This window comes from Sphaerisporangium viridialbum, assembly GCF_049674955.1.
In the GTDB taxonomy this organism is placed as follows: Bacteria; Actinomycetota; Actinomycetes; order Streptosporangiales; family Streptosporangiaceae; genus Sphaerisporangium; species Sphaerisporangium viridialbum.
Genome location: NZ_CP187232.1, coordinates 8,422,726 through 8,449,203, shown reverse-complemented (window position 1 = coordinate 8,449,203; position 26,478 = coordinate 8,422,726). Strand labels below are relative to the sequence as shown.

The 26,478-nt window shown below is 70.3% G+C and carries 24 protein-coding genes, 1 tRNA gene and 2 pseudogenes; 15 read left to right on the top strand and 12 right to left on the bottom strand.

Annotation, left to right across the window (positions count from 1 at the left end; genetic code table 11):
* Nucleotides 1–375 precede the first annotated feature (375 nt).
* From ACOZ38_RS37925 to ACOZ38_RS37915, 3 genes are all read left to right on the top strand, one after another.
* The gene (locus ACOZ38_RS37925) at nt 376–1,257 is read left to right on the top strand and encodes a DUF4231 domain-containing protein (RefSeq protein ID WP_424535780.1); all 882 of its coding nucleotides are present in this window, start codon (nt 376–378) and stop codon (nt 1,255–1,257) included.
* Between the two features lie 115 nt (nt 1,258–1,372).
* A complete protein-coding gene (locus tag ACOZ38_RS37920) occupies nt 1,373–1,867 on the top strand; it encodes a hypothetical protein (protein ID WP_405140926.1) in 495 nt (164 codons plus the stop codon).
* Nucleotides 1,868–1,939: 72 nt separating this feature from the next.
* Nucleotides 1,940–2,299: a VOC family protein gene (locus ACOZ38_RS37915; RefSeq protein WP_405140925.1), complete on the top strand. Its 360-nt coding sequence runs from the start codon at nt 1,940–1,942 to the stop codon at nt 2,297–2,299.
* 1 nt (nt 2,300) lies between these two features.
* On the opposite strand, the gene ACOZ38_RS37910 is transcribed toward ACOZ38_RS37915, so the two are convergent.
* On the bottom strand, nt 2,301–4,307 hold the full coding sequence (locus ACOZ38_RS37910; RefSeq protein WP_424535779.1) for a copper-translocating P-type ATPase: 2,007 nt from the start codon (nt 4,305–4,307) through the stop codon (nt 2,301–2,303).
* 330 nt (nt 4,308–4,637) lie between these two features.
* Between ACOZ38_RS37910 and ACOZ38_RS37905 the strand changes: the two genes are divergently transcribed.
* Nucleotides 4,638–5,513 carry a DMT family transporter gene (locus tag ACOZ38_RS37905; protein ID WP_424535778.1) on the top strand — a complete coding sequence of 292 codons (876 nt, stop codon included), beginning with the start codon at nt 4,638–4,640 and terminating at the stop codon, nt 5,511–5,513.
* Here ACOZ38_RS37905 and ACOZ38_RS37900 read toward each other — a convergent pair.
* On the bottom strand, nt 5,488–6,621 hold the full coding sequence (locus ACOZ38_RS37900) for an FAD-dependent monooxygenase (RefSeq protein ID WP_424535777.1): 1,134 nt from the start codon (nt 6,619–6,621) through the stop codon (nt 5,488–5,490). The genes ACOZ38_RS37905 and ACOZ38_RS37900 overlap by 26 nt on opposite strands.
* Before the next feature lie 57 nt (nt 6,622–6,678).
* Here ACOZ38_RS37900 and ACOZ38_RS37895 point away from each other — a divergent pair, with 57 nt between their 5' ends.
* Nucleotides 6,679–7,317 (top strand): TetR/AcrR family transcriptional regulator, encoded by a 639-nt coding sequence (locus tag ACOZ38_RS37895; protein ID WP_424535776.1) that lies wholly within the window; start codon nt 6,679–6,681, stop codon nt 7,315–7,317.
* Between the two features lie 9 nt (nt 7,318–7,326).
* On the opposite strand, the gene ACOZ38_RS37890 is transcribed toward ACOZ38_RS37895, so the two are convergent.
* Nucleotides 7,327–8,190, bottom strand: coding sequence for a putative protein N(5)-glutamine methyltransferase (locus tag ACOZ38_RS37890; protein ID WP_424535775.1), 864 nt, complete (start codon nt 8,188–8,190; stop codon nt 7,327–7,329).
* Between the two features lie 239 nt (nt 8,191–8,429).
* Complete coding sequence (locus ACOZ38_RS37885; protein WP_424535774.1) at nt 8,430–9,020, bottom strand: GNAT family N-acetyltransferase; 591 nt, start codon at nt 9,018–9,020, stop codon at nt 8,430–8,432.
* 134 nt (nt 9,021–9,154) lie between these two features.
* On the opposite strand from ACOZ38_RS37885, the gene ACOZ38_RS37880 reads away from it, so the two are divergent.
* From ACOZ38_RS37880 to ACOZ38_RS37865, 4 genes are all read left to right on the top strand, one after another.
* Complete coding sequence (locus tag ACOZ38_RS37880) at nt 9,155–10,141, top strand: phosphotransferase family protein (protein ID WP_424535773.1); 987 nt, start codon at nt 9,155–9,157, stop codon at nt 10,139–10,141.
* Complete coding sequence (locus ACOZ38_RS37875; RefSeq protein ID WP_424535772.1) at nt 10,141–11,370, top strand: acyl-CoA dehydrogenase family protein; 1,230 nt, start codon at nt 10,141–10,143, stop codon at nt 11,368–11,370. Before ACOZ38_RS37880 ends, ACOZ38_RS37875 begins: the two co-directional genes overlap by 1 nt.
* 21 nt (nt 11,371–11,391) lie before the next feature.
* Nucleotides 11,392–12,564, top strand: coding sequence for an acyl-CoA dehydrogenase family protein (locus tag ACOZ38_RS37870; protein ID WP_424537160.1), 1,173 nt, complete (start codon nt 11,392–11,394; stop codon nt 12,562–12,564).
* 84 nt (nt 12,565–12,648) lie between these two features.
* Nucleotides 12,649–13,728 (top strand): acyl-CoA dehydrogenase family protein, encoded by a 1,080-nt coding sequence (locus tag ACOZ38_RS37865; protein WP_424535771.1) that lies wholly within the window; start codon nt 12,649–12,651, stop codon nt 13,726–13,728.
* A gap of 27 nt (nt 13,729–13,755) precedes the next feature.
* Here the strand turns inward: ACOZ38_RS37865 and ACOZ38_RS37860 are convergent, their stop codons facing one another.
* Entirely contained in the window at nt 13,756–14,385 is a 630-nt protein-coding gene (locus tag ACOZ38_RS37860; RefSeq protein WP_405140915.1) for a TetR/AcrR family transcriptional regulator, read from the bottom strand.
* A gap of 224 nt (nt 14,386–14,609) precedes the next feature.
* Between ACOZ38_RS37860 and ACOZ38_RS37855 the strand changes: the two genes are divergently transcribed.
* Complete coding sequence (locus ACOZ38_RS37855; protein ID WP_424535770.1) at nt 14,610–15,374, top strand: nuclease-related domain-containing protein; 765 nt, start codon at nt 14,610–14,612, stop codon at nt 15,372–15,374.
* A gap of 6 nt (nt 15,375–15,380) precedes the next feature.
* Here ACOZ38_RS37855 and ACOZ38_RS37850 read toward each other — a convergent pair whose 3' ends face one another.
* Together ACOZ38_RS37850 and ACOZ38_RS37845 are read right to left on the bottom strand one after the other, a co-directional pair.
* Nucleotides 15,381–16,760, bottom strand: coding sequence for a vWA domain-containing protein (locus ACOZ38_RS37850; RefSeq protein ID WP_424535769.1), 1,380 nt, complete (start codon nt 16,758–16,760; stop codon nt 15,381–15,383).
* 26 nt (nt 16,761–16,786) lie between these two features.
* Complete coding sequence (locus ACOZ38_RS37845; RefSeq protein WP_424535768.1) at nt 16,787–17,653, bottom strand: AAA family ATPase; 867 nt, start codon at nt 17,651–17,653, stop codon at nt 16,787–16,789.
* A 95-nt stretch (nt 17,654–17,748) separates the two neighbouring features.
* Here ACOZ38_RS37845 and ACOZ38_RS37840 point away from each other — a divergent pair.
* Nucleotides 17,749–17,825, top strand: a tRNA-Lys gene (locus tag ACOZ38_RS37840).
* 370 nt (nt 17,826–18,195) lie between these two features.
* Here ACOZ38_RS37840 and ACOZ38_RS37835 read toward each other — a convergent pair.
* On the bottom strand, nt 18,196–18,555 hold the full coding sequence (locus ACOZ38_RS37835; RefSeq protein ID WP_424535767.1) for a hypothetical protein: 360 nt from the start codon (nt 18,553–18,555) through the stop codon (nt 18,196–18,198).
* An 84-nt stretch (nt 18,556–18,639) separates the two neighbouring features.
* On the opposite strand from ACOZ38_RS37835, the gene ACOZ38_RS37830 reads away from it, so the two are divergent.
* Nucleotides 18,640–18,864 carry a hypothetical protein gene (locus tag ACOZ38_RS37830; protein WP_424535766.1) on the top strand — a complete coding sequence of 75 codons (225 nt, stop codon included), beginning with the start codon at nt 18,640–18,642 and terminating at the stop codon, nt 18,862–18,864.
* On the opposite strand, the gene ACOZ38_RS37825 is transcribed toward ACOZ38_RS37830, so the two are convergent.
* Nucleotides 18,846–19,010 (bottom strand): hypothetical protein, encoded by a 165-nt coding sequence (locus ACOZ38_RS37825; protein ID WP_424537224.1) that lies wholly within the window; start codon nt 19,008–19,010, stop codon nt 18,846–18,848. The genes ACOZ38_RS37830 and ACOZ38_RS37825 overlap by 19 nt on opposite strands.
* On the opposite strand from ACOZ38_RS37825, the pseudogene ACOZ38_RS37820 reads away from it, so the two are divergent.
* Nucleotides 18,969–19,568, top strand: a pseudogene (locus ACOZ38_RS37820) (IS701 family transposase); the annotation flags it as partial. The gene ACOZ38_RS37825 and the pseudogene ACOZ38_RS37820 overlap by 42 nt on opposite strands.
* A 266-nt stretch (nt 19,569–19,834) precedes the next feature.
* On the opposite strand, the gene ACOZ38_RS37815 reads toward ACOZ38_RS37820, so the two are convergent.
* The 3 genes and pseudogenes from ACOZ38_RS37815 to ACOZ38_RS37805 all read right to left on the bottom strand — a co-directional run.
* On the bottom strand, nt 19,835–22,462 hold the full coding sequence (locus ACOZ38_RS37815; RefSeq protein ID WP_424535765.1) for a hypothetical protein: 2,628 nt from the start codon (nt 22,460–22,462) through the stop codon (nt 19,835–19,837).
* The gene (locus tag ACOZ38_RS37810) at nt 22,455–23,927 is read right to left on the bottom strand and encodes a hypothetical protein (protein WP_424535764.1); all 1,473 of its coding nucleotides are present in this window, start codon (nt 23,925–23,927) and stop codon (nt 22,455–22,457) included. Before ACOZ38_RS37810 ends, ACOZ38_RS37815 begins: the two co-directional genes overlap by 8 nt.
* A gap of 609 nt (nt 23,928–24,536) precedes the next feature.
* Nucleotides 24,537–24,635, bottom strand: a pseudogene (locus tag ACOZ38_RS37805) (HTH domain-containing protein); the annotation flags it as partial.
* A 46-nt stretch (nt 24,636–24,681) separates the two neighbouring features.
* Between ACOZ38_RS37805 and ACOZ38_RS37800 the strand changes: the two are divergent.
* Nucleotides 24,682–24,957, top strand: a complete 276-nt coding sequence (locus ACOZ38_RS37800; protein ID WP_424535763.1) for a hypothetical protein — start codon at nt 24,682–24,684, stop codon at nt 24,955–24,957.
* A gap of 404 nt (nt 24,958–25,361) precedes the next feature.
* Nucleotides 25,362–26,333 carry a helix-turn-helix domain-containing protein gene (locus ACOZ38_RS37795; RefSeq protein ID WP_424535762.1) on the top strand — a complete coding sequence of 324 codons (972 nt, stop codon included), beginning with the start codon at nt 25,362–25,364 and terminating at the stop codon, nt 26,331–26,333.
* Nucleotides 26,334–26,478: the final 145 nt, after the last annotated feature.

The following is a 26,478-nucleotide window of genomic DNA, read 5'->3' as shown; positions in this document are numbered from 1 at the left end:
GAGAAAGTAGTAGGGGGCGGCCTCGGAATCACCTGACACGCGCGACGCACCTCCCGCCCGAACCTCGAAATGGGTCATCGTAGAACGGCAGGCCAGGCCCGGGTCCGGCGGCAGGCAATCGTGAACGACGAATTCAGCGACACCGATATGTGTGTCATTCGCGACTCGGTAATGGGAGCGCGGTGGTCCCTTCGTTCGCGGGAAGAGATACGTGCCGTCCACCAGGGGAGACGCGCACGGCACCCCGAGGGGAAGGCCTATCCTTGATCGTTCTATCGGGGTGCCCGAGATGGCCGGCGATTTCCCGATGCCCGAAATGTGGGTTTGGTCCGGTCGCCTCTTGACAGGGTTTCGATTAGCGGTTCCAGTTGACGCATGGAGGGCATTCCGGAGGCTGGATTTCCGGCGCTCTATCGTGCCGCCGATCAGGGGGCCGTCATCGGGCAGCGCAGGTTGCTCACCGCCACCTGCGTGCGGCTCTCGTCGCTGGTGATCGCGGCGATCTTCGGCTCGTTCAGCCTGGACGCCGGGCGCGTGGACGCGGCGGCGATCGTCGCCGCGGGGGCTCTGGCCTCGGCGCTTGTCACCGAGGTGTACCTGCTCACCGTCCGTCCTGATCGCCAGTGGTACGAGGCCAGGGCGGCGGCCGAGTCGGCGAAGACCCTGGCGTGGCGCTACCTCGTCGGCGGCGAGCCGTTCGGCTGCGACGCCAGGGACGACCAGAGCGTCGACCTCCTGCTGCTCCGGAGGTTCTCCGAGATCACCGGGGGCATCCACTCGTTCGCCCCGATCCCCACGCTGGAAGAGGAGTGCCAGGTCACCGCCACGATGCGGAGCATCAGGGCGCTGTCGCTCGGCGAGCGCAAGGAGCGCTACATGAGCGGCCGGATCAACGAGCAGCGCGTCTGGTACATCGTCAAGGCCCGCTACCACGAGCGCCGTGCCGCGCAGTGGTCGGTCGCGTTCGCGGCCATGGAGGCGGTCGGCCTGATAGCCGCCGTGCTGAACGCCACCCAGCTGGTGAACCTCGACCTGCCCGGCATCGTCGGCGCCCTCGGCGCGGCCGGCATCGCCTGGCTGCAGACGCGGCAGCACCAGCAACTCGCGACCTCGTACTCCATAGCGGCGCTGGAGCTGGGAGATATCGTGTCCCGTGCGGAATGGCCTCGCACGGAGCCCGAGTGGGCCCATTTCGTCGACGAATCTGAGGAGGCCATCTCGCGTGAGACCATGTTATGGCGAGGTTCACGCAGCTGACGGGCCTCTTCCGGGCGGGCGTTCGTCCTCTGACGGGTCTCTTCCGGGCGGGCGTTTCTCTGACCGGGCACTTCTGGGCGGGCGTCCATCCCCGCGCGAGGCGCCGCGCCCATCGGTGCGCGAAGGGGTCCGCCCACTCCGTCTCGCCATCTCCGGTCACCGCGGGTTGCCCGCGCGTACGGCCGCGCTGGTCGAGGCCGCCATCAGGCGGACTCTCGCCGAGCACGCCCCCGGGGTGCGGGGCGTCTCGTGCCTCGCCGACGGGGCCGACCAGATCTTCGCCCGGGCGGTCGTCGACCTGGGCGGCACGCTGGAGGCGGTGGTGTGCTCCGAGAGCTACCGCGAGGAGCTCCCCGCCGACACCCACGCCGAGTACGACCTGCTCATGGGCCTCGCCGAGGAGGTCCACCGGCTCAGGTACGCCGAGTCGACCTGCGAGTCCCACATGCAGGGCAGCCTGCTCATGCTCGACCTGGCCGAGGAGCTGTACGCCGTCTGGGACGGGGAGCCTGCCCGCGGCTACGGAGGCACGGCCGACGTCGTGGCGGAGGCACGCCGGCGCGGCATCAGGGTGCACGTCATCTGGCCCGAGGGCGCGCGCCGCGAGTGAGCGGCGCGGCCCGCCGGAATGCCCGGCCCGTACCTGACAGAGGATGACAGGTACCGGCGAAAGGATGGGCTCATGACGACGAAAGCGAAGCTCATAGCGGTGACCATTGACTGTGCCGAGCCCAAGAAGCTGGCCGAGTTCTACGCACAGATCACCGGATTCGAGGTCCAGTACGCCGAGGAGGAGTACGCCGGCATCGGCGACGGGACCACCAGCATCTACTTCGGCCGGGTCCCCGAGCGCAAGCCCGCGGTGTGGCCGGGGCCCGACAAGCAGTTCCACCTCGACTTCCGGGTGCCGGACGTCGACAAGGCGGTGCGGGAGTACATCGAGCTCGGCGCCACGAAGCCCGAGTTCCAGCCGGGAGACACCTGGACCGTCCTCGCCGACCCGGAGGGCCACCTCTTCTGCGTGTGCCCCGAGCGGTCCTGACTCACGACTGCTCCCCGCCGACGCGCAGGTCGACGCGGCGCAGGAGCTGGGCGTTGAGGGCCACGACGATCGTGGACAGGCTCATCAGGATCGCGCCCACCGCGGGGGAGAGCGTGATCCCCACCGGGGCGAGCACCCCGGCGGCGAGGGGGATCGCCACGAGGTTGTAGCCGGTGGCCCAGGCGAGGTTCTGCAGCATCTTGCGGTACGTCGCCTGGGACAGCCGGATGACGCTCACCACCGAGCGCGGGTCGTCGCTGACGAGGACGACGCCCGCCGACTCGATGGCCACGTCCGTCCCCGCGCCGATCGCGATGCCGACGTCGGCCCGCGCCAGGGCGGGGGCATCGTTCACCCCGTCGCCCACCATGGCGACGCTGAGGCCGCGTTCCTGCAGCTCGGCCACCTTGGCGTCCTTCTCCTCTGGCAGCACCTCGGCGAAGTACTCGTCCACGCCCAGCTCGTCGGCCACCGCCCGCGCGACCTGCTCCGCGTCGCCGGTGATCATGACCACGCGCCTGCCGAGCCGGTGCAGCTCCCGTACGGCCTCACGGGACTCGGGCCGGATGGCGTCCTCCAGGGCGACGGCCCCGGCGACCCTGCCGTCCACGACCACGTGGAGCACGGCGGCGCCGCGCTTCTTCCACTCGTCGGCGTCCAGCTCCGAGAGCCCCAGTTCGCGAAGCAGTGCCGGGCCGCCGACGGCGACGGTGTGCCCGTCGACGGTCGCCTGGACGCCGCGTCCCGTCATGGAACGGAAGCCGGTGGCCTTCGGAAGCTCGCCACGCGCCCGGGCGGCGGCCACGATCGCGCGGGCGAGCGGGTGCTCGCTGTCGGCCTCGACCGCGCCCGCCGGCCGAAGCAGCGTGTCCTCGTCGCCGTCGACGGCCAGCACGCCGGTGACCTCGGGCTCGCCCTTGGTGAGCGTGCCGGTCTTGTCGAACAGGACGGCCCGCACGGTGCGCATCCGTTCGAGGGCGATGCGGTCCTTGATCAGGATGCCGTTCCTGGCGCTGACCGCCGTGGAGATCGCGATCACGAGCGGGATGGCGAGCCCGAGGGCGTGGGGGCAGGCGATCACGAGCACCGTGACCGTGCGCTCCACCGCCTCGCGCGGGTCGCCGAGCGCCATCCAGGCGGCGAAGGTCAGCGCGCCCGCTGCCGTCGCGACGTAGAAGAGCAGGGCGGCGGCGCGGTCGGCCAGCGCCTGGGCCTTCGAGCGGGACGACTGGGCCTGCTCGACCAGGCGGCGGATGCCCGCGAGCGCGGTCTCCTCGCCCACCGCGTCGACCTTCACCCGGACCGCGGAGTCGAGGGCGACCGTCCCCGCGACGACCCGGTCACCGGCCGTCTTCGGCACCGGACGGGACTCGCCGGTCAGCATCGACTCATCGAACTCCGCCTCGCCGTCGACGACCACGCCGTCGGCCGGCACGCGCGAGCCGGGACGGACCAGGACGACGTCACCGGGCCGCAGGTCGGCGGTGGGCACCGTCTCGGCGCCGCCGTCGGTCACCCGCTCGGCCTCGTCGGGGAGCAGGGCGGCGAGCGCGTCCAGGGCGCTGGACGCCTGGCCGAGCGCGCGCATCTCCAGCCAGTGGCCGAGCAGCATGATGTCGATCAGCAGGGCCAGTTCCCACCAGAAGTCGAGGTGGAAGAACCCCAGCGCGGTGGCCGCGCTCGCCCCGAAGGCGACGGTGATGGCGAGGGAGATCAACAGCATCATCCCCGGCGCCCGGCTCCTGACCTCCTCGGCGCCGCCCTTCAGGAAGGGCCATCCTCCGTAGAGGAAGACGCTCGTGCCGAGCACGGGCGCCACCCACTCGGAGCCGGGGAAGCTCGGCGGCGTGAACCCCAGCCACATCTGCACCATGTGGCTGTAGAGGATGACCGGCACGGAGAGTGCCACGCTGATCCACAGACGGTCCCTGAACCGCGCGGCATGGTCACCGTGCCCGCCGTGCCCGGCGTGTCCTTGTACGGCCGGCCCGGTGTGGTCGTGTTCCATGGCTGCTCCTTCGACATATACCCCCTAGGGGTGTCTCTGGAAACGCCTCCGATTGTTCTGTCATTCCCCGGGAAGTGGAAGAACCCCTGCCCCCCACTGTGAAGGGCCCTACCGTGGACGCGCCGGCCGGTATCTCGAAGCTGCCCTCTACGTGCAATTTGTCCGCGTATGGTGCCATAAGAACGTCACCCCCGGGCCTATGCGAAATGGTGGGATTGACGAACTGGCCACTCAGGTTTGTCCCTAAGCTGACGGGGTGCTCCCACTGATGACCTCACAACTGCTCTCCCCTGCCCTCACGCATACGCCCGGCGGCCGGCCATGATCTGGATGGGCGTGTCGATCGCCCTCGTCGGCGCGTTCGGGTATGCCGGTGGCGCGGCGCTCCAGCAGTACGAGGCGATCCACGGGGGCGCGACCCTCAAGCTGGTCAAGCGGCCGCGATGGCTGATCGGCGGAGCCATCGGGCTGGCCGGCGCCTCCCTGCACGCGGTCGCGCTGAGCTTCGCGCCGCTGGTGCTGGTCCAGCCGGTAAGCGTGGCGACGCTGGTGTTCGCCGTCCCGCTGGCGGCGGCCCTGCACGGCAGGCGTCCCAAGAAGGCGGAGGTGCTCGGCTCGATCGCCGTGGCCGTAGGCCTGCTCGGACTGATGCTGCTGATACCGCAGAGCAACACGCGGCCCGAGCTGTCGACCCCGGCGGCGCTGGGATTCCTGGCCTGCGTGGGCGCGGTCGTCGCGGTCTGCCAGCTCGCCGCGCGGCGCGCCCGCGGTTCGGGGAAGGCCCTGCTGCTGTCCATCGGGGCGGGCTCGGTCACCGCGTCGGTGTCGACGTTCGTACGGGTCGTCGGGGGAGGGCTCGGCGGTGACCTGTCGCGGCTGGTCCACTGGTTCACCCTGGCCATCCCCGTGCTGCTCCTCTGCGCGATCGTGCTCCTGCAGAAGTCCTACGCCGTCGGCTACTTCGGCATCGCGTACGCCGGCGTCCAGGTGGTGGACCCCGTCACCTCGGTGCTCGCGGGCACGATGCTGCTCGGCGAGCCGCTGCCGAGCGGCGTGGGGAACGTCATCCCGGCGGTCATCTCGGCCGCCGTGCTGATCGCGGGGACGATCACGCTCGGCCGCCTCGCCCCGGAGACCTCGCACGAGGTCTCGCCCCCGCACCCCGAGATCCCCGTGCCCGTCACGACACGGGTGGCCGCCAGGTGAACACCTCGTCGAACTGACGCAGGGTGACGGCACCGAGCCGCCCGGCGAGCGACATGAGCATCTCCCTGGCGCGCACGGCCGTGGGGTTCGACCACCGGGTCAGGCGGCAGATGGCCGCGGACCTCCGCATGATCTTCGTCGTCCGCGCCAGCCGCGCCGCGGTGTAGCGGCCGAGCTCCGCGCCTCCCGCACCGGCGACGTGCGCGAGGACCACCGCGTCCTCGATCGCCTGGCAGGCGCCCTGGCCCATGTTCGGGGTCATCGCGTGGGCGGCGTCGCCGAGCAGGGCCACCCGGCCCACGTGGAGGGCCGGCAGGGGAGCGGCAAGCGAGAAGATGTCGTGCCGCAGGATCGCGTCCTCCTCCGCGGCGGCGAGCAGCCGGGGGATCGGGTCGTGCCAGTCGCCGAACAGGCGCGTCAGCTCGGCCCTGTCGCCGTCGCCCTGGTCTCCGCGGGCGACCGGCGCGGTGGCGTAGCAGTACACCAGGCCGCCGGAGAGCGGCATGATCCCGAAGACCTGGCCGGGCCCCCAGGTCTCGCTGCTCCGGATGTCCCCCTCGGGCCGGGCGACGACGGCCCGCCAGCTCGTCACCCCTGAGTGCGCCGGGCCCGGATGGCCGGGGAACAGCGACCGGCGGACGGCCGAGTTGATGCCGTCGGCCGCGACGACCAGATCGGCTTCCAGGTCTCCCTCGCTGGTGGACACCCGCCCGGTGCGCGGATCCACCGCCTCGACGGTGGTGCCGAGCCGCAGCGTCCCGGGGGTGAGCCGCCGCGCGAGCGCGTCCACCAGGGTCGCGCGGAGCAGCAGGACGGTCGGGTCGCCGAACCGTGCCAGGGCGGCCTCGGCGCTCGCGCGGAGCAGCCACCGGCCGTCCGCCCTGCGCAGCCCCGCCTCGCCCTGCATCGCCGCGTGCGCGCGCACGTCGTCGCCCACGCCGATCGTGTCTAGGGCCTTCAGCGCGTTGGGGGCGATGGCGATGCCGGATCCCACCGGCGCGAGGGACGCGGCGCGCTCGCACACCGTCACCGACCAGCCTTTGAGCGACAGGGCGGCCGCGGCGGTCAGGCCGCCGATCCCCCCGCCGATCACTACCGCACGAGACATGATCCACTCCACTTCACTACACCTGTAGTCAGGCTACTACACGTGTAGTCTGGGCCCATGCGCAGGGAGGAGCTCGTCGCGGAGACCGCGATAACGTTGCTGGTGGAGAGGGGTATGCGTGGCCTCACCCACCGCGCGGTCGACGAGGCGGCCGGGCTGCCCCAGGGCTCCACGTCCAACCTCGCGCGCACCCGGGCGGCCCTCCTCGCGCTCACGCTGGCCCGCCTCACGGCGCTCGAAGAGGGCTACTTCACCGCCGTCCCGTCCGCTGACGTCCCGTCCGCCGGAGGCCCGTCCGCCGGAGACCCGGACACGGGCGGCTCCGAGGCGCGCGGCGGCGGCGCGTACGGCGCGTACGGCCCGGACGCGCTCGCCGGCCTGATGGCCGGGCTGCTGCACACGCAGCTCACGGACGGACGGCGCACCACGATCGCCCGCTACGAGCTGGCCCTGGAGGCGACCCGCCGCCCCGAGCTCCGGAAGGTCTACGACGAGGCCGGCCGCCGCTTCCGGGAGGTGGCGACCGCCGTGCTGGCCGCCGCCGGCTCGGCCGATCCGGTGCGGCACGGCAGGCAGCTCGTCGCCTTCGGGGAAGGGGTGCTCTTCGACGCGGTGGCCGGTGCCGGTGCCGTCCCGGGCCTGGAAGAGCTCCGGGACGGCATGCGCGAGCTCCTCCGCGGCATGCTCCAGACCTGACGGCCCGGTTCAGCGCTCTTCGCGGGGCCTGGTGCCGATGACGACGGTCGCGTCCAGCTCCTCGAATCCGGCCACCCGGGGGATGAGACCGCTGCGGGCGATGGCGGCGAAGGTCTCGTCCGCCTGCCGCTCACTCGTCTCGACCAGCAGGTGGCCGCCCGGCGCCAGCCAGAGCGGCGCGGCGGCGACCACCCGCCGCACGACGTCGAGCCCGTCGGCGCCCCCGTCGAGCGCCACCCGGGGCTCGTGGACGCGGGCCTCCTGGGGCAACAGCCCTATCGCCTCCGTCGGCACGTACGGCGCGCTGGCGAGCAGGACGTCGACGTGGTTCCGCAGCCCGGCGGGAAGCGGCTCGTACAGGTCGCCCTCGTAGACGTGGCCCCCGGCGGCGGCGAGGTTGCGGCGGGCGCACCGCACAGCGGCGGGGTCGATGTCGACGGCGTGCAGCTCCACCTCGTCCAGGGCCGCGGCCAGCGCGGCGCCGATCGCCCCTGAGCCGCAGCACAGGTCGACGACCACGGCGCGGGGCGGGGCGAGGGCCTTGCCCCCGAGGGCGCCCGCCGGGCGGGCGGCGGGGGACCCGGACCGCACGGCCTCGCGCGCGAGGACGGCGGCCCGGCGGATGAGGAACTCCGTGCGGCGGCGTGGGACGAAGACCCCGGGATCCACGGCTATGCGCAGCCCGCAGATCTCCGCCCAGCCGAGGACGTGTTCGAGGGGGAGGCCACCGGCTCGCCGCTCGACCATGGCGGCGAGGTCGGCGGGAGTGCGTGCCGTGGAGACCAGCAGCCGCGCCTCGTCCTCGGCGAAGACGCAGCCGGCGGCGCGAAGGGTGGTGACGATGAGGGATTCGGACAGTGGTGAAACCGACATTGGAACCTTTCGGGACGCCCATGGGCGCTCCCTCGGTTCACCTATGCCTGATGGACCGCGCGGTCGTGAGATGGGAGCACCCGACCTGGTACAGCGGTAATGGGGCTCACCTCCTCAGTACGTCTCCTGCCGGAGACCGTGACGCCGGCCGACGCCGGTAGACCGATCATCGACCACTAATTCGGATGATATACCGAAGACCACGCTGATTGCCGAAATCCTGCCGGCGAAGTACGTGGTCAGCGGTCGAGCAGCCGCTCCAGCCGCTGCCTGCGCGGCGGCCACTCGTCGTCGAGGATCCCGAAGTAGACGGTGTCGCGCCACGTGCCGTCCGGGCGCTGCCGGTGCCTGCGCAACGTGCCCTCGTACACCCCGCCGATGCGCCTGATCGCGTCCTGCGAGCGGGTGTTGAGGCAGTCGGTCTTGAGCAACACGCGGTTGTGGCCGAGGTCGTCGAACGCGTGGCCCAGCATGAGCAGCTTGCACTCGGTGTTCACGGCGGTCCTCCACACGGCCCTGCCATACCACGTCCAGCCGATCTCGACGCTCTGGTCGAACCCGGGGACGTCGTGGAAGGTGGTCCACCCGACCGCACGTCCCGTCTCGCGCAGGATGACCGCGAGCGGCACCATTATCGGGCCGCCCATCACCGTGACGGCGACCTCCCGCAGGCGCTCCTCGGTGCGCGGGGTCGGCACCGGCATCCAGCGCCAGACCTCGTCGTCGTTCCCCCCGGCCGCGAACAGGTCGGGGACATGATGGAGGCCGAGCGGCTCCAGCCGTACGGTGCGGCCTTCGAGGACAACGGGATCCGGCATCTTCGCGGTCATGGCGCACAGTCTCGCCGTCACGGCGGCCCGGGCGACAGGGCCACTCGACGTGGTTCGATGGCGACCACTCCTGTGGTCGACACGCATACCGTCCGGTCGGTACGCTCCAGGTACTGGGACGACTGGGGAGCGCGATGCCCGCACATATCGAGACCGGCCCGCCGGGTCTTGACCTCGACCGCCTGAGAGACCGCCTCGCGAGGCACGGCCTCGCCGAGGGGCCGCTGGCGGCCGAGGTGATCCACGGAGGCAAGTCGAACCTGACCTATCTCGTACGCGACGGCGGGCGCCGGTTCGTCGTGCGCAGGCCGCCGCTCGGGCACGTGCTCGCCACGGCGCACGACATGGGCCGGGAGTACCGCGTCATGACGGCGCTGCGCGACACCGGCGTGCCCGTGCCCCGCACCTACCACCTCTGCGAGGACCCCGACGTCGTCGGAGCGCCCTTCTACGTCATGGAGTACGTCGAGGGAGGCCAGCCCCCGGCGACGCCCGCCATCGAGGCAGACCTGGTCGACGTCCTCGCCAGGCTCCACGACGTGGACCCCGCCGCCGTCGGGCTCGCGGACTTCGGCCGGCCGGAGGGCTTCCTGGAGCGCCAGGTCAAGCGCTGGAAGCGGCAGCTCGACGCCTCGCGCAGCCGGGACCTTCCGGACATCGACCACCTGTTCGCCCGCCTGGCGGGAGCGGTGCCGAAGACGCAGCGCCACGCGATCGTGCACGGCGACTTCAAGCTGGGGAACACGCTGATCGCCGGCGGGCAGGTGCGCGCCGTGCTCGACTGGGAGATGTCCACGCTCGGCGACCCCCTCACCGACCTCGCGCTCTTCCTGCTCTACGGCGACTTCGCCGCCCTGGACATCGCCGAGCCAGGGGAGGCGGGCGAGCACATGCCGAGCGCCGGGCTGGCCGGGCGGTACGCGCGCGGCACCGGCCTCGACATCTCGCGCCTTGGCTGGTACGTCGCCCTGGCCTGCTTCAAGCTCGCGGTGATCTCCGAGGGCATCCACTTCCGCTACACCCAGGGTCTGACCGTCGGAGACGGCTTCGACGAGATCGGCGAGCACGTCGCGCCGCTCGTGGCCCACGGCCTGCAAGCACTGGAGTCACTGGAGGACTGATGGACTTCGCGTTCGACACCACGACCGAGGAGCTGCGCAAGCGGCTGACCGAGTTCATGGACGAGTGTGTGTACCCGGCGGAGGAGGCCTTCGAGCAGCAGGCGGCCGAGAGCGGCTGGAGCTCCCCGCCGATGATGGAGGACCTCAAGGACGAGGCCCGCCGGCGTGGCCTGTGGAACCTCTTTCTTGTGAACCGGCACAGCCTGCCGGGCGGGCACGGCGCCGGCCTGACGAACCTGCAGTACGCCCCGCTGGCCGAGATCATGGGCCGCAGCCCGCGCATCGCGCCGACGGCCACCAACTGCGCCGCCCCGGACACCGGGAACATGGAGGTCCTTTCCATGTTCGGCGACGAGTGGCAGCGCAAGGCCTGGCTGGAACCGCTGCTGAACGGCGAGATCCGGTCGGCGTTCGCGATGACCGAGCCGGACGCCGCCTCCTCCGACGCGACCAACATCGCCACCTCCATCGTGCGCGACGGTGGCGAGTACGTCATCAACGGGCGCAAGTGGTTCGCCTCCGGCGCGATGAACCCGCGCTGCGCGATCTTCATCGTGATGGGCAAGACCTCCCAGGAGGGCTCCTCCCACCGGCAGCAGAGCATGGTGCTCGTGCCGCGTGACACCCCGGGGCTGACCGTCAAGCGCGGCATGCACGTCTTCGGCTACAGCGACGCCGACCACGGCGGCCACGCCGAGCTGGTCTTCGAGGACGTCCGCGTGCCGGTGGAGAACCTCATCGGCGAGGAGGGCGGCGGGTTCGGCATCGCCCAGGCCCGGCTCGGCCCCGGCCGCATCCACCACTGCATGCGGCTCATCGGCATGGCCGAGCGGGCGATCGAGCTGATGTGCGCGCGCGCACTGTCGCGTACGACGTTCGGCAAGCCGGTGGCCCAGCAGGGCGTCGTGCAGGACTGGATCGCGGAGTCGCGGGTCAAGGTCGAGCAGCTCAGGTTGCTGGTGCTCAAGACCGCGTGGCTGATGGACACCGTCGGCAACCGGGGCGCGCACACCGAGATCCAGGCCATCAAGATCGCCACGCCCAGGGCCGTGGAGTGGATCCTCGACAAGGCGATCCAGGTCCACGGGGCCGGGGGCGTCAGCCAGGACTTCCCGCTGGCGGGCCTGTGGGCGGGAGCCCGTTCGCTGCGGCTCGCCGACGGGCCGGACGAGGTGCACAAGCGGTCGCTCGCGTACCGCGAGCTCAAGAAGCACATGCCGACCGACTGACTGGAAGGATCTTTCGTGACAGTGGATGAGGCGGGGCTCAAGGAGCGGGCCCGCGCGTTCCTCGCGGACCACGACCCGGCGGCGATGGAACCGCTGGACTTCCTGCGGGCGCGGTTCGACGCCGGGCTGGCATGGGTGCACTTCCCCGAGGGCCTCGGCGGGCTGGGCGCGCCGCGCGGGCTGCAGGGCGTCGTGGAGCAGGAGCTCGCCGACACGCCGCAGACCGACCTCGGCAAGCTGACCATCGGCCTCGGCATGGCGGCTCCCACGATCCTCATCTTCGGCACCGAGGAGCAGAAGAGGCGGTTCCTCCGGCCGCTGTGGACGGGGGAGGAGGTCTGGTGCCAGCTCTTCAGCGAGCCGGGTGCGGGGTCCGACCTCGCCACCCTCGCCACCAGGGCGGTGCAGGACGGGGACGAGTGGGTCGTCGACGGGCAGAAGGTGTGGACCTCCGGGGCCCACCACTCCCGCTGGGCCATCCTCGTCGCCCGGACCGACCCGGACGTGCCCAAGCACCGCGGCCTCACGTACTTCGTCTGCGACATGCACGCGCCGGGTGTCGAGGTGCGGCCGCTGCGCCAGATCACGGGCGAGGCCGAGTTCAACGAGGTGTTCCTCACCGGCGTGCGGCTGCCCGACTCGCTCCGGCTGGGCGAGGTGGGCGACGGCTGGCGGGTGGCGCAGACCACGCTCATGAACGAGCGGGTCGCCATCGGCGGCTCGCCGGCGCGGCGCGGTGGGGGCGTGATCGGCCTGGTCGCCGAGACGTGGCGGCGGCGCCCCGAGCTCCGCACCCACGACCTGCACCAGCGGCTCCTCCGGCTCTGGGTCGAGACCGAGGTCACCCGCCTCGCCGCGGTACGGCTGCGCGAGCAGCTCGCCGCCGGGGCGCCGGGGCCCGAGGGGTCGGGGATGAAGCTGGCCTTCGCCCGCCTGAACCAGGCGCTGTCGGCACTCGACGTGGAGATGCGCCGCGAGGAGGGGCTCGCGTACGACGACTGGACCTTCCGCAGGTCGGAGTCCGTCGACTTCTTCGGCCGGGGGCCGGGCTACCGCTACCTGCGGGCCAAGGGCAACTCGATCGAGGGCGGGACCTCCGAGATCCTGCGCAACATCATCGCCGAGCGAGTGCTCGGCCTGCCCTCCGAACCCCGCGTCGACAAGAACGTCCCCTGGAAGGACCTCCCCCGATGACCTGGAGCGAACCCGACGCGGTGAGCGGAGTGGAGCGCGAGGGACGAGTGCTCCGCGCAGCGAATGAGGAGTGGTGAGCGACCGATGACGCTGCTGTACTCGGAGGTCGAGGAGGAGCTGCGGGCGGCGGTCCGCGACCTGCTGGCCGACAGGTATCCCCCGGCCACGGTCCTCGCCAGGATCGAGAGCGCCTCGACGTACGACGCCGACCTGTGGAAGGCGCTGGCCCGCGACATCGGGGCGGCCGGGCTGCTGATCCCCGAGGACCTCGGCGGCGCGGGCGCGTCGGCGCGGGAGGCGGCGGTCGTGCTGGAGGAGCTCGGCCGCGCCGTCACGCCCGTACCCTTCCTGACCAGCGCGGTCATCGCGACGCAGGCCCTGCTGGAGTCGGGCGCGGACGCCGCGCGCGACCTGCTCACGGCGCTCGCCGGCGGCGAGACCACGGCGGCGCTCGCGGTGTCCTTCGCCGCCTCGCCGTACTCCGCCACGTCCCAGGTGACGGCCGAGGGCGGGACGCTCACCGGGCGCGTCGCCGCCGTCGCGGGCGCGGACGTCTCGGACGTGCTGATCGTCCCGGCCTCCGGGGCGCTTTACGCCGTCGACGCCGCCGACGCGACCGTCGAGCCGATCGTGTCCCTCGACCTCACCCGGCCGGTCTCGACGGTGACCCTCACCGGCGCGCCGGCCAGGCGGATCTCCGCCGACCTCGCGCCGCTGCGCGCCGCGCTGGACGCGGGTGCCGGGCTCCTCGCGTCCGAGCAGCTCGGGGTGGCGGAGTGGTGCCTCACCACGACGGTCGCCTACGTCAAGGAACGCCACCAGTTCGCCCGCCCCGTCGGCTCGTTCCAGGCGCTGAAGCACCGGCTCGCCGACCTGTGGATGGAGATCGTCCAGGCGCGGGCCGCCGCGCGGAACGCCGCCGACGCGCTCGCGTCGGGTACGGACGCCGCCACCGCCGTGGCGGTCGCGCAGGCGTGGTGCGGGCAGGTCGCCGTGCACGCGGCGGAGGAGTGCCTGCAGTTGCACGGTGGCATCGGGATGACCTGGGAGCATCCCGTGCATCTCTACCTCAAACGCGCCAAGGCCGACGAGATCGCGCTCGGCACGCCGGGCGACCACCGGAACGCGCTCGCGCGCCTGGCCGACCTCCCCGGCCCGGCCTGACGGCGGCCCGGGTCGCGGGCCTTGTCGTCAGGGCCGTAGCGAGGCGAGGAGCAGGTCGGCGAAGTGCTCTCCGACGGCCGTCCCCGACAGGCGGCCGTCGGTGTGGTACCACGTGCCCAGGTGGTGGACGGAGCCGAAGAAGAAGTCGACCACGAGGTCGGCCGGCACGTCGTCGCGGAACACCTTGGAGCGCTGGCCCTCGACCAGCAGGTCACGGAAACGCTCGTGGTAGCGGCGGCGCTCCGCCCGTACGGCCTTCTGGGTCTCGGGGGTGAGCTGGTGCATCGAGCGGAAGAAGATCTTGGAGTCGTCGAGGTTCTCCACCGTGGTGGCGATGACGTCGACGGCGGCGGCGTGCACGCGGTCGGCGACCGGGCCGGGGGCGCCGGCGAACCTGTCGAGCCGCTCGATCTGCATGCGCAGCACGCGGGCGTAGATCTCGCGGAGCAGGTCGTCCTTGGAGTCGAAGTAGTGGTACATCGCGCCCTTGGTGACCCCCGCCGCGGCGACGATCTCCTGCACCGACGTGCTCTCGAAGCCCTTGTCCGCGAACAGGCGCGTCGCCTCGGCCATCAGCCTCTGCCGCACCGGCTCGTCCTTGGCCGCGGACGCCTTCGCGGGCCGGTCGTCGCTCGTGGTGACCCTGCTGCGCGCCATCACGCACGCCTCCCCTGAATGTCGATGCCCACAGCATACCGACTGGTCGGTTAACGGGCTGTGACATTCGTGTTCCCGCGTGCTCTCCTGTGGCCTTCGACCAAGGTTCGCCACGCCCGCTCTGTGTCGCGGGTGGGTTAGTTCCGTAACCTTAGGAAAGCTGGAGCCCCTAGTTGGGTATTCCACAAGCTAATCGACTGAGCCCGAAATCGTGGGGGTTTCCGGTGCCCAATGGGTCCATCTACGTGCCGCAGGACGACAAGTTCAAGTGGGGCTCGCCCTCGGTGATGTACGAGCTCCGCTGGCGCGAGACCAGGTCCGAGCGTCGTCGCAGGCGCCACATCATGGCAGGGGTGGGCTTCGTCCTCATCACCGCCCTCGCGTTCTACCGGTCCTTTCCCCTGCCGTTCCTGATCGGGCTTCTCGGCGGCGGCGCCATCTGGACGGTGGACGCGTTCGTCTCCTGGCGCATGTTCGAGGCCACGGCCGTCTGGCGCGGCAAGCGGAGCGGCGCGACCCGCACCGGGAGGTTGTTACGGCGAGGGCTCGGCAAGCACGGCTACCGCGTGCTCGACGGCCGGGCCGTACCCGGCAAGGCCTCCATCGACCACCTGGTCATCGGGCCCGGCGGGGTGTGGATCGTCGACAACGAGGCCTGGCCTCCGGACACCTACATCGCGGCGTACGGCGGCAAGCTGTTCTTCGGCGAGCGGTCGGGCACGTCGGTCGCGAAGGGCCTCGTGGACGCCGCGACCGCCATGAGCGAGCTGCTGTCGCGCGAGTCCGGCATCCCGGTGGAGATCGCGCCGCTGCTGGTCGTGCACGGCGGGCACGTGAAGACCGCCGTGGTGAGCGCCGAGGGGCTGACGCTGTTCCTGCCCCGCAAGGCGGCCAAGTGGGTCCTGGGCGACGCGCACGCCGAGCTGACCGAGGACCAGGTGGAGGTGCTCGCCCGTACGGCCGCGCGCATCCTGCGGCGGATGAACTGACGGCCGCTAGGCCAGCTCCTCGATGAAGGCGGCGAGCTGGGCGACGTTGCGGCACTCGTGCATCGCGACCACGCCTCCGTACGAGGTCGCGATCGAGTCTCCGGTGTCCCACTGCGCGCGGGGCTCGGGGTTGAGCCAGTACGCGTGCCTGGCCTCGCCGGCGAGGCGCCCCAACGTCGCGAGCGCGGGCGGCTGGTAGTTCGAGCGGGCGTCCCCGAGGATCAGCAGGGACGTCTTCGGGCCGATCGCTTCGCCGTACTTCTCGGCGAACCTCTCGAACGAGTGCCCGTAGTCGCTGCGGCCGAAGCGGGTGATGTCGGCCTCCTCCGTCATCCGGGTGATCGCGTCGACGACGTCGGTGCCCGGCGCGAAGAACCGGGTGACCTCGTCCACCGTGTCCACGAAGGCGAACGCGCGCACCTTGGCGAACTGCTCGCGCAGCGCGTACGTCAGCAGCAGGGTGAAGTGCGAGAACGCGGACACCGAGTCGCTGGCGTCGCACAGCACCACCAGCTCGGGCTTGTGCGGGCGGCGCGGCCTCATGTGGGTGACCATGGGGACGCCGCCCGTGCTCAGCGAGGCCCGTACCGTGCGCCTGAAGTCCAGCCGGCCCCGATGGCCCAGCCGCTGCCTGATCGTCAGCCGGGTGGCGAGGCGCCGCGCCAGCGGGTGCACCTCGCGGCGCAGCGTCGCCAGGTCGGCCTTGGTGATCCGCAGGAAGTCGACCTGGTCGACGGGCGGCTTCACGACCGACCTCGCGATCTTCTCCACGCCGGAGTCCTCGGCGATCCTCCTGCGCACGTCCGAGGCCACGGCGGTCTCGAACCCGGCGATGTTGTCGGTCAGCCGGCGGCGGGCGACCTTCTCCGCCAGACCCCCACGTTCCTGGCCGAGCAGCACCTCGTTGAGCATCCTGGCCATCAGCGTGCCGGGGGAGAGGGCGCGCAGCACGGAGTAGGAGAACCAGTTCTGGCGGCCGGCGCCGGCGGGCTGGCGGCCGAACCGCTCGACCATCGCCCGTACGAACTCGCCGAAGGCGGGATCGCCCGTGGGGCCCGCGTCGTCGAGCAGCAGTTCGGCAAGCCGGTCCCGAAGTTCTGAGACCTCCGCGTGCTGGAGGTCCGGCTCGCCCGGGCCCGTCGTGCGTGGAACGCTCAGGGCGCTGGTCACGGGCGGGAACCACAGGTCGAAGAGCGTGTCGAAGCCGGGCCTGTGCGCGGGACGCTTGACGAGCGTGGCGGCGTACGCCTCGCGGAGCGTCTCGCGCTCGGTCAGGTCGATCACTTCGAGCGCGCGGGCGGCGTCCAGTCCCTCGGCCAGTGACACCGGCAGCCCGGCGCGGCGCAGCGCGTCCACGAACCCCACATGCCTGTCGAGCAGCGACATCGCCCGCCTCCTCCCGCTGGTCGTCGTCACCGGGCCGGCAGGCCGAGCTCCTTGACCGCCCGGGCCTGGTCGGAGGCGTGCTTCAGCACCACACCCAGCGTGCCGGCGGTGGTGGCCTCGTCGAGGTCGGTACGCCCGAGCGCGAGGAGCGTGTGGGCCCAGTCGATGGTCTCGGCGATCGAGGGGGACTTCTTCAGCTCCAGCGCGCGCAGCGTGGCGACCGTACGGGCGAGCCGCTCGGCCAGGGCGGCCTCGATGCCCGGCACCCGCGCGAGCACGATGTCGCGCTCGCGCTCGGGTGAGGGGTAGTCCAGGTGGAGATACAGGCAGCGCCGCTTCAGCGCCTCGGACAGCTCGCGCGTCGCGTTCGAGGTCAGCACGACGTACGGCCTGCGCGTCGCGGCGATCGTGCCCAGTTCGGGGATCGTCACCTGGTAGTCGGAAAGGATCTCCAGCAGCAGGCCCTCGACCTCGACGTCCGCCTTGTCGGTCTCGTCGATCAGCAGCACCGTGGGCGTCGTCCGCCTGATCGCCCTCAGCAGCGGGCGCTCCAGCAGGAACTCCTCGCTGAAGATGTCGTCGTGGGTCTCCTCCCACGCCTGCTCGCCTGCGGCCTGGATGCGCAGGAGCTGCTTCTTGTAGTTCCACTCGTAGAGCGCGCGGGCCTCGTCGAGCCCCTCGTAACACTGGAGCCTGATCAGCTCGGCGCCGGTCGCCTCGGCGACGGCCTTGGCGAGCTGGGTCTTGCCCACCCCGGCGGGCCCCTCGGCCAGCAGCGGCTTGCCGAGCGCGGCGGCCAGGAAGACCGACGTGGCGATGCCGTCGTCGGTGAGGTAGTCCACGGCGGCGAGCCGTTCCCCGGCGTCGGCGGGCGAGGTGAACCACGACGTCATCGGCGCTCCCGTGTTAACCCGAATGTTGTTCTAGCCTAGCGTGCTCGATCGGTGCGAAGTGGTCCACAGGGTGCGCTAATCTTGTCCTGCTTGCTGCGCCGCTAGCTCAGTTGGTTAGAGCAGCTGACTCTTAATCAGCGGGTCCGGGGTTCGAGTCCCTGGCGGCGCACCACGGCTCCGGCCGATGACCTGGGCATCCTCCACTTGACGGGGGGTGCCCACAGTCATTTCCGGCCCTGTGTGGGGTCGTTGTGGGCTCTTTGGTCGCGACCGGGTCTTTCGCATGATCGTTGATCTTCCTGAATGGTCACGCTGTGTAGTAATCGCCGGGTTCAAGGGCTGATCAGTTGGCGTGACGGCCGGTAATCGGCGGGCTGTGCGGGTTCGAGGCGGGTGGGTTTGGGTTCTTCGATGGGAGAGCGATGAGTCCCGGCCCTATTGGTGGCCGGGAGTCAAGCAGTCGGAGGATCGGGGTTCTTAGGTTGTTTCGTCGCCGGGTTGGTGGGTGCTCAGGAGGCTGGTGGCCAGGGCGAGGGCTGCGCTCAGCCGGGTGTGGGCGTCGCCGAGGCGAGTGGCGAGCTGATCCACCCGTTGGCCGTTGCGTTGCAGGATTCCCGCGTCGTTGACCGGGCGGTGAGGTCAAGGTAGGCGCTGGCCTGGGTGAGGTCGCTGATCGCTTGCCGGATGGTTTGGCGGAGCTGGGTTTCGGTGTGCCTGAGATGCTGGGCGGCGGTGTGGAGGTGTTCGGCGGCGAGTTGGCCGACCGTGCCATGTTGGGCGAGCCGGCGGAGCAGGTCGATCTTGGTCATCCCGGTGTGGAGCTGGATGATGGCGTTGACGTGCGCCGTGGTTTGGCCGGTCGCCTGCGGTTGTTGGGTGAGGTGCTGGGCGGCGGCGCGCATGACGCGTGAACCTCTGCCGGGTGGGTGGCGAGCACGTCGATGACGGCATTGATGAGCGGGTCATCGCGATCGTGTGGGGGGATCGTGACCGTGTGGGCGATCTGGACGGCGGCCTGGCGTGCCATGTGCTTCGTGGTCGTCGGGGAGGTTGGCGGTGGCGCATTGGTGTTCGGCTCCGGCGTGCAGGAAGGCGAGAGACAGGGTGGCGTCGTCGTGTTCGACGAGGCTGGCGCCGATGGTGAGTACGTCTTGGACCGCGTCCTGAAACTCGTAGACGTCGGGGGTAGCGGTCATGGCCGCCTGCCCTGATTGGTCGGTCGGGCGGTGTGGGGGAGCAGGGCGGCGGTGGATTCGGCTGCGGCTGCGGCGACCTCGGGGAAGACGGTGATGTAGGTGTCGCGGGTGAAGGCGCTGCAGGCCATGGCCGCGACCCGGGCCTGCGCGCTTTCTGCCATGAGCACGCGATCGGCTACGTCATGGCGGTACCCGTCGATCTGCCCCTGGTCGCCCTGCCGGGCGGGGTCGGGCCGGTCGAGCACCTGCTGGATCGGCTGCTGACCCGCGGCACCCCGCAGATCTGGGAGCGCCGCTCATGCGGCAACGGCACCAAAGGCGAGCGCGTCTACGACTGGACGGCTCTCGCTGTCGCCGTGGACGGGCAGGCGCCCGCGCCCGGATACGGCCAGACGCTGCTGATCCGCCGTTCGGTCAACGCCCCGTCCGAGGTGGAGTTCTTCTTGGCCCACGCCCCGGCCGGCACCGCGGTCACCGAACTGATCGACGCGGCCGGAATGCGCTGGAAGGTCGAAGAGAACAACGAGCACGGCAAAGACCTGCTCGGCCTGACCCAGTACCAAGTACGCAAGTGGACGCCCTGGCACCGGCACGTCACCATCGCCATGCTCGCGCTGGCGTTCCTGGCCGTCATGCGCGCCACCTTGCCCACCAACGCTGACGAGGCCGCCGTTGACCAGGGAAAAGACGTTCCGCTCCTGGGGGCGTCACCACGCTGAGGCTCCTGCGGCTCTCCCTCGCCGAGATCCGCCGCGTGCTGGCCCGGCTGTTCATCCCCGCAGCCACCGCCATCGATCATGTTCTGGCTTGGTCAGACTTCCGGCGGCTTCACCAGACGCGTGCCCTGATCAGCCACTACCGCCGACGCGGCGATCCGCTCCCACCGAATCTACGAATGTAGTACAGGCGCGCATGGGTGGCAGCAGCGAGTGGCAACGTAGACGGTGAGGCGCCTGCCAGGCAAGATGCGCTGATCAGTTAGCGTTCAGCCCGGCCAAGGAGTGCAGTCGACAGGAGGCCGAGGGTCGGAAGGTAAGCCCAGGTCCGCCAACACCGCGTGTGCTTCGGGAAACGGCTTCAGGAGCGGACCGTGCGGGAGAGGCCGGACGCCGTCGAAGCTCCGCTGGGCGGCGAGGCTGCGTGGATCACGAAGACCGGTGAGCCGGTAGTGACGCCACAGGGTAGGCGGACCGGCGTCGATGGTGAAGAGGTCCGGCCGACGCCACACAACCAGCGCCCAGGTGCCGTTGGAGGAGGTGGCCCAAGCTCCGACGATGCTGGCGGCTTGGGCGGCCGCGACGGCCTGTAGCGCGACGAGTCGTGCGTTGCCGAAGGTGCCGGTGACGTGCAGCAGGCGTTCTCTGTGCCGGTGCACCTCGCGGCCCTGCTCCGCCAGCGTGCGCAGTGCGTCGGTGAGCGGGTCGGCCTGGACGATCTCGGCGGCGAGCCTTTGGACCGCGTACGGACTCAGCGCCGGGCCGAACGCGTCCCGCAGCAGGTCGCTGTACTGCTCGACGTACTCCGGTTCGGCAGCGGGGAGAAGGTGGTCCACCACAGCGGCGGCTCTGGTGAAGGCGACCGTCGTGGCGGTGCTGACGTGGCGGGGCGCGTGAGCGCTAAGCACCGCGAGGCCGACCGCTGCCAAGCTGGCCACCTGTGGTTCTACGTCGGCGGGCGGCGTACCGGAGCCCAGTTCGCTTACGGCGTCCGCCAAGAAGTCGAGCCAGGCGTGGTCGTCGTGGTCCCAGGCGCCAGCCGCCGCCGTCCAAAGAAGGAGTCTAGTAACGAGCATCCGCTCCGGCAGTTCCAGCCTCGGCGTGACCCGTGTGAGCCGGTCGGCCCAGCGCTGGTAGCGGCGGCGTGTAGCGGCGTCGCTGGTACGCAGGTCGGGAGGGGCAGTGACGGTTGCGGGCTGGTCGGCCATGGTCCCGGGGTCGTCGTTGTCGAGTCCGGCGTCGGCGTCGTCCGCGAACTGCTCGTCCCAGAACACCGGCAGCAACTCCTCATTGGGGCCTTCTTGCTCGGCCGGAAGGGTGGGCAGGCCGAGGGCGAAACGCAGCAGCGGCACCCCGAGGCGTCCAGCGCACTCGTCCAGATAAGCTGCCCACCCGCCGCCGGAACGATCAGTGACGCCCTCGACTCGCGCCGTGTCGGTCGACGCCGCGGCTGGCGTCACCGGGGTGGGGGGCTGGGTCAGCGAGGTGGCGAGAATATTGAGGTCGGCGAGAAACTTGTCGGCCAGGCGCTCGTCGTTGAACAGCTGGCCGGGCTGGGTCGTCGGGGCCGAGGTCCGCGTGAGGCCGCTCCGGTGCTGCGCGCGGAGGGGATCGACGGCGAAGACGATGTTGCTGTGGCGCACTTGGCCGTTCACGACAGTGACCAGCCGGACCCGGCTGCCGCCGTCGACGGGATAAGTCACCAGCATCTCGGTGACATCGGCCGGCACCTCGCCGACGCGCTCCCACGTCTCGGGAGGTGACGTGGCGGCGGACAACTCCAGGTATCCCCCGGTGCGTAGCATGCGCGCGAACATGACGTGCAGGCCCTGTCCGACCCGGGTCGCTCCGAGCAGGAGCGGCCCCCTCCGTTCCGGCCGCGAGCGGATCGAGAACTTCAAGGGGAGCAGATCGGCGGTGGGTACGATCGCCCCTCGGGGTATGCGTGAGGCATCGATCGGCGCGATGAGCCCGAGTTCGCAATTGCCTCGGTTCTCCAGGGACGTGGACAGCGCGGCGGCCGACAGGTTGGGGCTCCCGGTGAGCGCGTACCGGCGACCCTCGACGACCCATTCGATGAGCTTGCCGTGCCGGTAGCGGGGTTCGGCGTCGAGGTGGACGTCAGCGCCGAGTTCGGCGGTGAGGTCGGCGAGCGCATGGCCGTCGAGTTCGGTGCGGCCGGGCTGGAGACTGACGACCAGCCGGCGCGGCCTCATTCGCTCGACCAGGCGGCGCAGGGTGACGGCGCCAGGATCGTGGAACGGCGCACACACCGCCAGTTCCTCGACCGGGCCTGCGGGGAGCTGTTCGATGATGGGCCGTTCGCTGGACGACACCAGCCGGAGGTTCGGGTGCACGACCTCCGCACGCTCGCACAACGCCGCGAGACCGCCGGCGACCCGTCGTAGCGCCTCCGGCACGCCCGAGGAACACCGGACCCGCTCCGGCAGCCCGGACAGCCACACCGCGAGATCGCCGAACACTCCGGGGACGCGGCTCTGGTCGGCTCGTAACACAGTCCACAGTTCCACGTTGGCCTGCCAGCCCGCGAGTGTGACGTTGCCGGAGCCGATGGCGACGGTTGCCCGCTTGTTGCCCACCAGTGCCACCAGCTTGGGATGAAAGGCTCCATCGCACACGGCCTGGCCAGGCAGGTAGGCGCGTCCGGCGCGGCGCACGGCACGCGGGTCTATCACGCTCATCGCGGCGTCGCCGACCAGGCTCACCCGTGCCCCGCACGCCTGGGCGACACCCAGCACGACCGTCTCAAAGAAGCCGAGATCAGTGGTGAAGCTGAGAAACAAGGCCTCCTCGGCCTGCCGATCCCCGTGCTGTTCTTCCTCCATCAGCAACGTCAGCGGAGAGGCGAGTTCGAGGTCCACCAGCGGCTCAGTCAAGAAGCACCTGCCCAGCGGCGGTCACCCGCCAAGTCCCGTCGGTCAGTTCGAGCACCCCCGCGCCGGCCAGCACGGAGGTGAGCTGTGCCAACCGCAGGCCCACGTCGCCGCGTCCTTCCTGGCTGGTCCGGTAAAGGAGCCCGTCACGTTCTTGCAGCCGGGTGGGCAACCACAGCGTCCCGTCAGATCGGCGCCGGGCCTTCGATAGGGCCACGCGCCGGGCACGGGTCAGCAGGTCGTGAGTGAGTCGCCAGGCGAAATCTCGCGACGAGCCCGACCGGGATTCGGCCAGCCGCCACGCCATCCACTGAGGGCCGAGTTCGACGCCGCGTTGCCCGAGGAAGGCGTCGCGTACTCTGCCGGACAGCTCCTCAACCCGCCGGGTGTTGACGATCAGCACCGCCAGCTCGCGTACCGCAACAGGGAGGTCGCTCGCCCGCAGCTGTTCCTCCGCTGGGGCGGGGGCACCGGTCGGCGTGACGGTGGAGGGCAGCCCATCCATGAACGCGGCCAGGGTCCCCTCCGGCATGCTGTCGGCGAACCGATCGGCGAGGTCGTCGGCAGGCATCAGGCCGACGACCTCGGACACCAGCCACGACCACAGCCGTCGCCAAGCGCCCACCGCGTAGTTGCGTAGCACCACCCCGCGCCAGACCGGCGCCGTGTCCAAAGGGGCGGTGACGGGGTCACTCGTCAGGAAGTCTCCGTACGCGATCACTGGCCTGACGTCGTTGGTGACGTCGCCGATCTCGTGCGTCTGCATCACCCGGGCGAGCAGTCGGATCGTGTTTCGCCGACTCAGCGCGGCGGCTTCCGTGGACTGGTCGTCGGACCGGCAGAGTAGCCTCGCCAGCCATACTCCGTCGGCCGCCCGAGCGCCGGCACATACGCAAAGGTGCGGATAGTCGCGTAGGTCGTCCACGCTGAGTCGCGAGCGGGCCGCCAGCTCAAGGATGCCGTCTAGTCCGGCGGCCACCTGCTCGGCCGCGCACGCGGGGCCCGGGACCGGCATGCTCGCGGGTGCGAGGATGCCGAGGGAGACCTCTGAGGCCGCGTACGGACTCCAAAAGCCCCACGCGTTGCGCACGTAGCCGCCTTTGATGGGTTGCGCCGCCTCGGCCATGACCACTTCGCCGACCTGCAACCGGGCTGCGAGGGCATCGAGGCCGTGCGCCCGCGGCAGCCCGGTCTCGCCGTGGTCATGCGCGTACGACACCGCTGCCATGACGACTTCACAACGGCGCAATATGTCCTGCGCCCGCTGGGCGGACAGGGGGCGACGCTCCGCCTCGATGGCGGCGAGGGCGTGCAGGCTGTAGTAGCGGGCGTGCGGCGTCACCGTCGTCACACCCGGCACCAGCAGGTCGGCCATCCGCATCACATGCCGCTCGATCGACAGCGGATACCTGCCCGCAGCGACGTCGAGCCCACTGATGCTCCACGCGGGCCCCTGCGCCGTGTGCATCGAGGTCTCCCTGGATCTTCGACGCCGTGAACCGCCGACACTACCAAGCACAACCGCTTGGTGGCAGCAGATAGTGAGAAGACTGTCACTCAGAGAGGATGGCGCGGAAATGCGCCGGGCCGCTTATCGGTTCGACTCAGACCGGCGGGGATCAGCCCGTCTTCCGAGCTGACGATGAGGGAGATTTCCGATAAGTGCAAATGCCAGCAGAATACGCGCCGTCGCGTACCGGCAGAACCGGCCCGGGTACGACACCGAGAGCCTGGTGGACGGCAATCTCGAGCCGGGGCCGCGCGCGACCTGCTCGTCTGGGTGGCGGCCGTCGCGGTGAATCCCGTGGGCTACGAGGTGCGGGTGAACACCGACCCCGACGGCAAGCCTTAGGTGCTCGGCTGGGACGCCTCACCGGCCTGGCGATCAGTGGCTGGGGACTGCTCGGTATCTCGATCGGCGCACCCGCCGCCATCTCCCGGGCCCTGCGCGACCGCGCGGGCCGACCGGTCATCGTCAGGTGCGACGTCCACGACGAGGCTGCCCAGCGCTTCGCCCACATCGTCCAGGCCGTCACCGCGCCCCAACAAGCCCACCGCCTCTGGCACATCGCGGCTGCCGGACCGAGACCTCGAGCCGCTCGGCGAGGGCCTGGGCGGTCATGCGGCCGCGCGTCTGCAGGAGCAGCGAGATCGAAATGAGGCGAGATGCGTGCATATTCACTGACATTACCTGTCAGTTGCCCTGCCCTACGGTCTCGCTCATGAACGACTTCGACTTCCTCGCCGACGCCTGGGGCGTGGCCATCCGGCGACTCGTCAAGCGGCTCGCGGGCAGCGACAAGTTCCCCGGGCCGGTCGGTCATCACCCGCGCCTTCGACGGCGCGCCGCCAACTTCGGCGAGATCATCTTCCCGACCAAGGGCTACTCCGGGCTGACGCAGCTCCTCCTCCTACCACGGATTCATAGGATCATAGAGTTCAATATAAGCCTGTCGAGCCCGCAAAATTCTTCTGAGTCCCTTTCCGGAAGCCCTTAGGGACGTCACGACCAGCCTCGTCCCTGCCCGGTACGACGTTCACTCGGCGGGCTCCTGTTTCATCCCACTCAGGGTTCCATTCGACGACTATCGAGGGGGCAATGAGGATGACTCCGAAGCACTCCCGGTAGTCGCAGAAGTTGGGCCCTCCGAATGGTGCTGCTACCGCAGGGACCTACGCAATAGCAGCCTTCGCCGCCGCTGCCTCCGAAGATGAGGCCGTTGGACGTAACTGTCTGCGAGGGTCTATTTGTCGTAGCCGGGCTCCTCAGGTGCGCCTTTCCGACCGTCGTTGGCGCGTCGCCCTTATCTCGAAACCTTCAACGGATGATCCGGAAGTATTCCCCTTCCGGCAGACTTACAGGTTTCGATCATTGCTCGTGAGTCTGATTCAGAGGTGTGGTTTGCAGGTCTCCGAGTTAAATATTGAAGCACTCGCCTCAGGAGAGCGCTTTGGGTACTGGCAAGAGGCGAAACCTCTATTCCAGGCCCCAGTCTTGGTCCACAGCGAAAAGGAAAGCGGCTTCCGCATCCGTGGCCGACGGGTGGACATGGGGCGCCTGCAGATTTATGCGCTGGCTCACGGTTCGTTTCAGGTGTGCAGGCCCCCGGCGCTGATCCAGCGGAACGACCCGGAGGAATTCGTGGTCACGCTCATCCTCGTCGGGGATGCGGCGCTGCGCCAAGCCGGGCGCGAGGCCATCTTTGGCACGGGCGAGTTCGCTTTGTTCGACACATCCCGGCCCTTTGATGGCTGGCGTAGGTGCGCGCAAGAGAACACCTCGACCCTGGTCGTCCAGATCCCCCGGCAGGCGCTTCCTATCCTCTCGGACGCGGCTGACCGGATCACCGCCGTTCCCTTCTCCGCGAGGCGGGGCTTGGGCGCCGTCTTCGCGCGGTGGCTGACCGACCTCGTCGAAAAAGCTGAGGAGTTCAACTCCCAGGACGCCCCCTGGCTGGCCTCGCTCACCACCGACCTGCTCACCGCCGTCCTGGCACGGCACCTGGACAGTTCCTCGGCGCAAAGACCCGAAACGCAGCGAGACCTGCTCCGGCTGCGGATCCGTGACTTCATCCAACAGCGACTGAGCGACCCGCGCCTGTCCCCGGCCACCATAGCCAGCACCCACCAGATCTCGGTACGGCATCTGCACGACCTCTTCACCGAGAACGAGATGACGGTGTCGGCGTGGATCCGGCACCTCCGGCTGGAACGCTGCCGTCAGGATCTGGCCGACCCCCGACTCCGCTCCTACCCCGTTCACGCGATCGCCCGCAAGTGGGGGTTCACCAGTTCGGCGCACTTCAGCCGTGCCTTCCGCGCCACCTACGGAACACCGCCCAGTCAGTACCGCCACATTCACGACAGACGGTGAGAGCCCCGCTCTCCGCCGGCACCGATCTCACAACCGCCGATCGACCGCGGTGACCTCGTCCGTGCTCTGTGCCGCGTAAGTCGAGGTCGGTGTCCGGCTCGAAGATGAAGATCAGTTCCGTAGCCCCCGGGGGTACAGAGAGGCA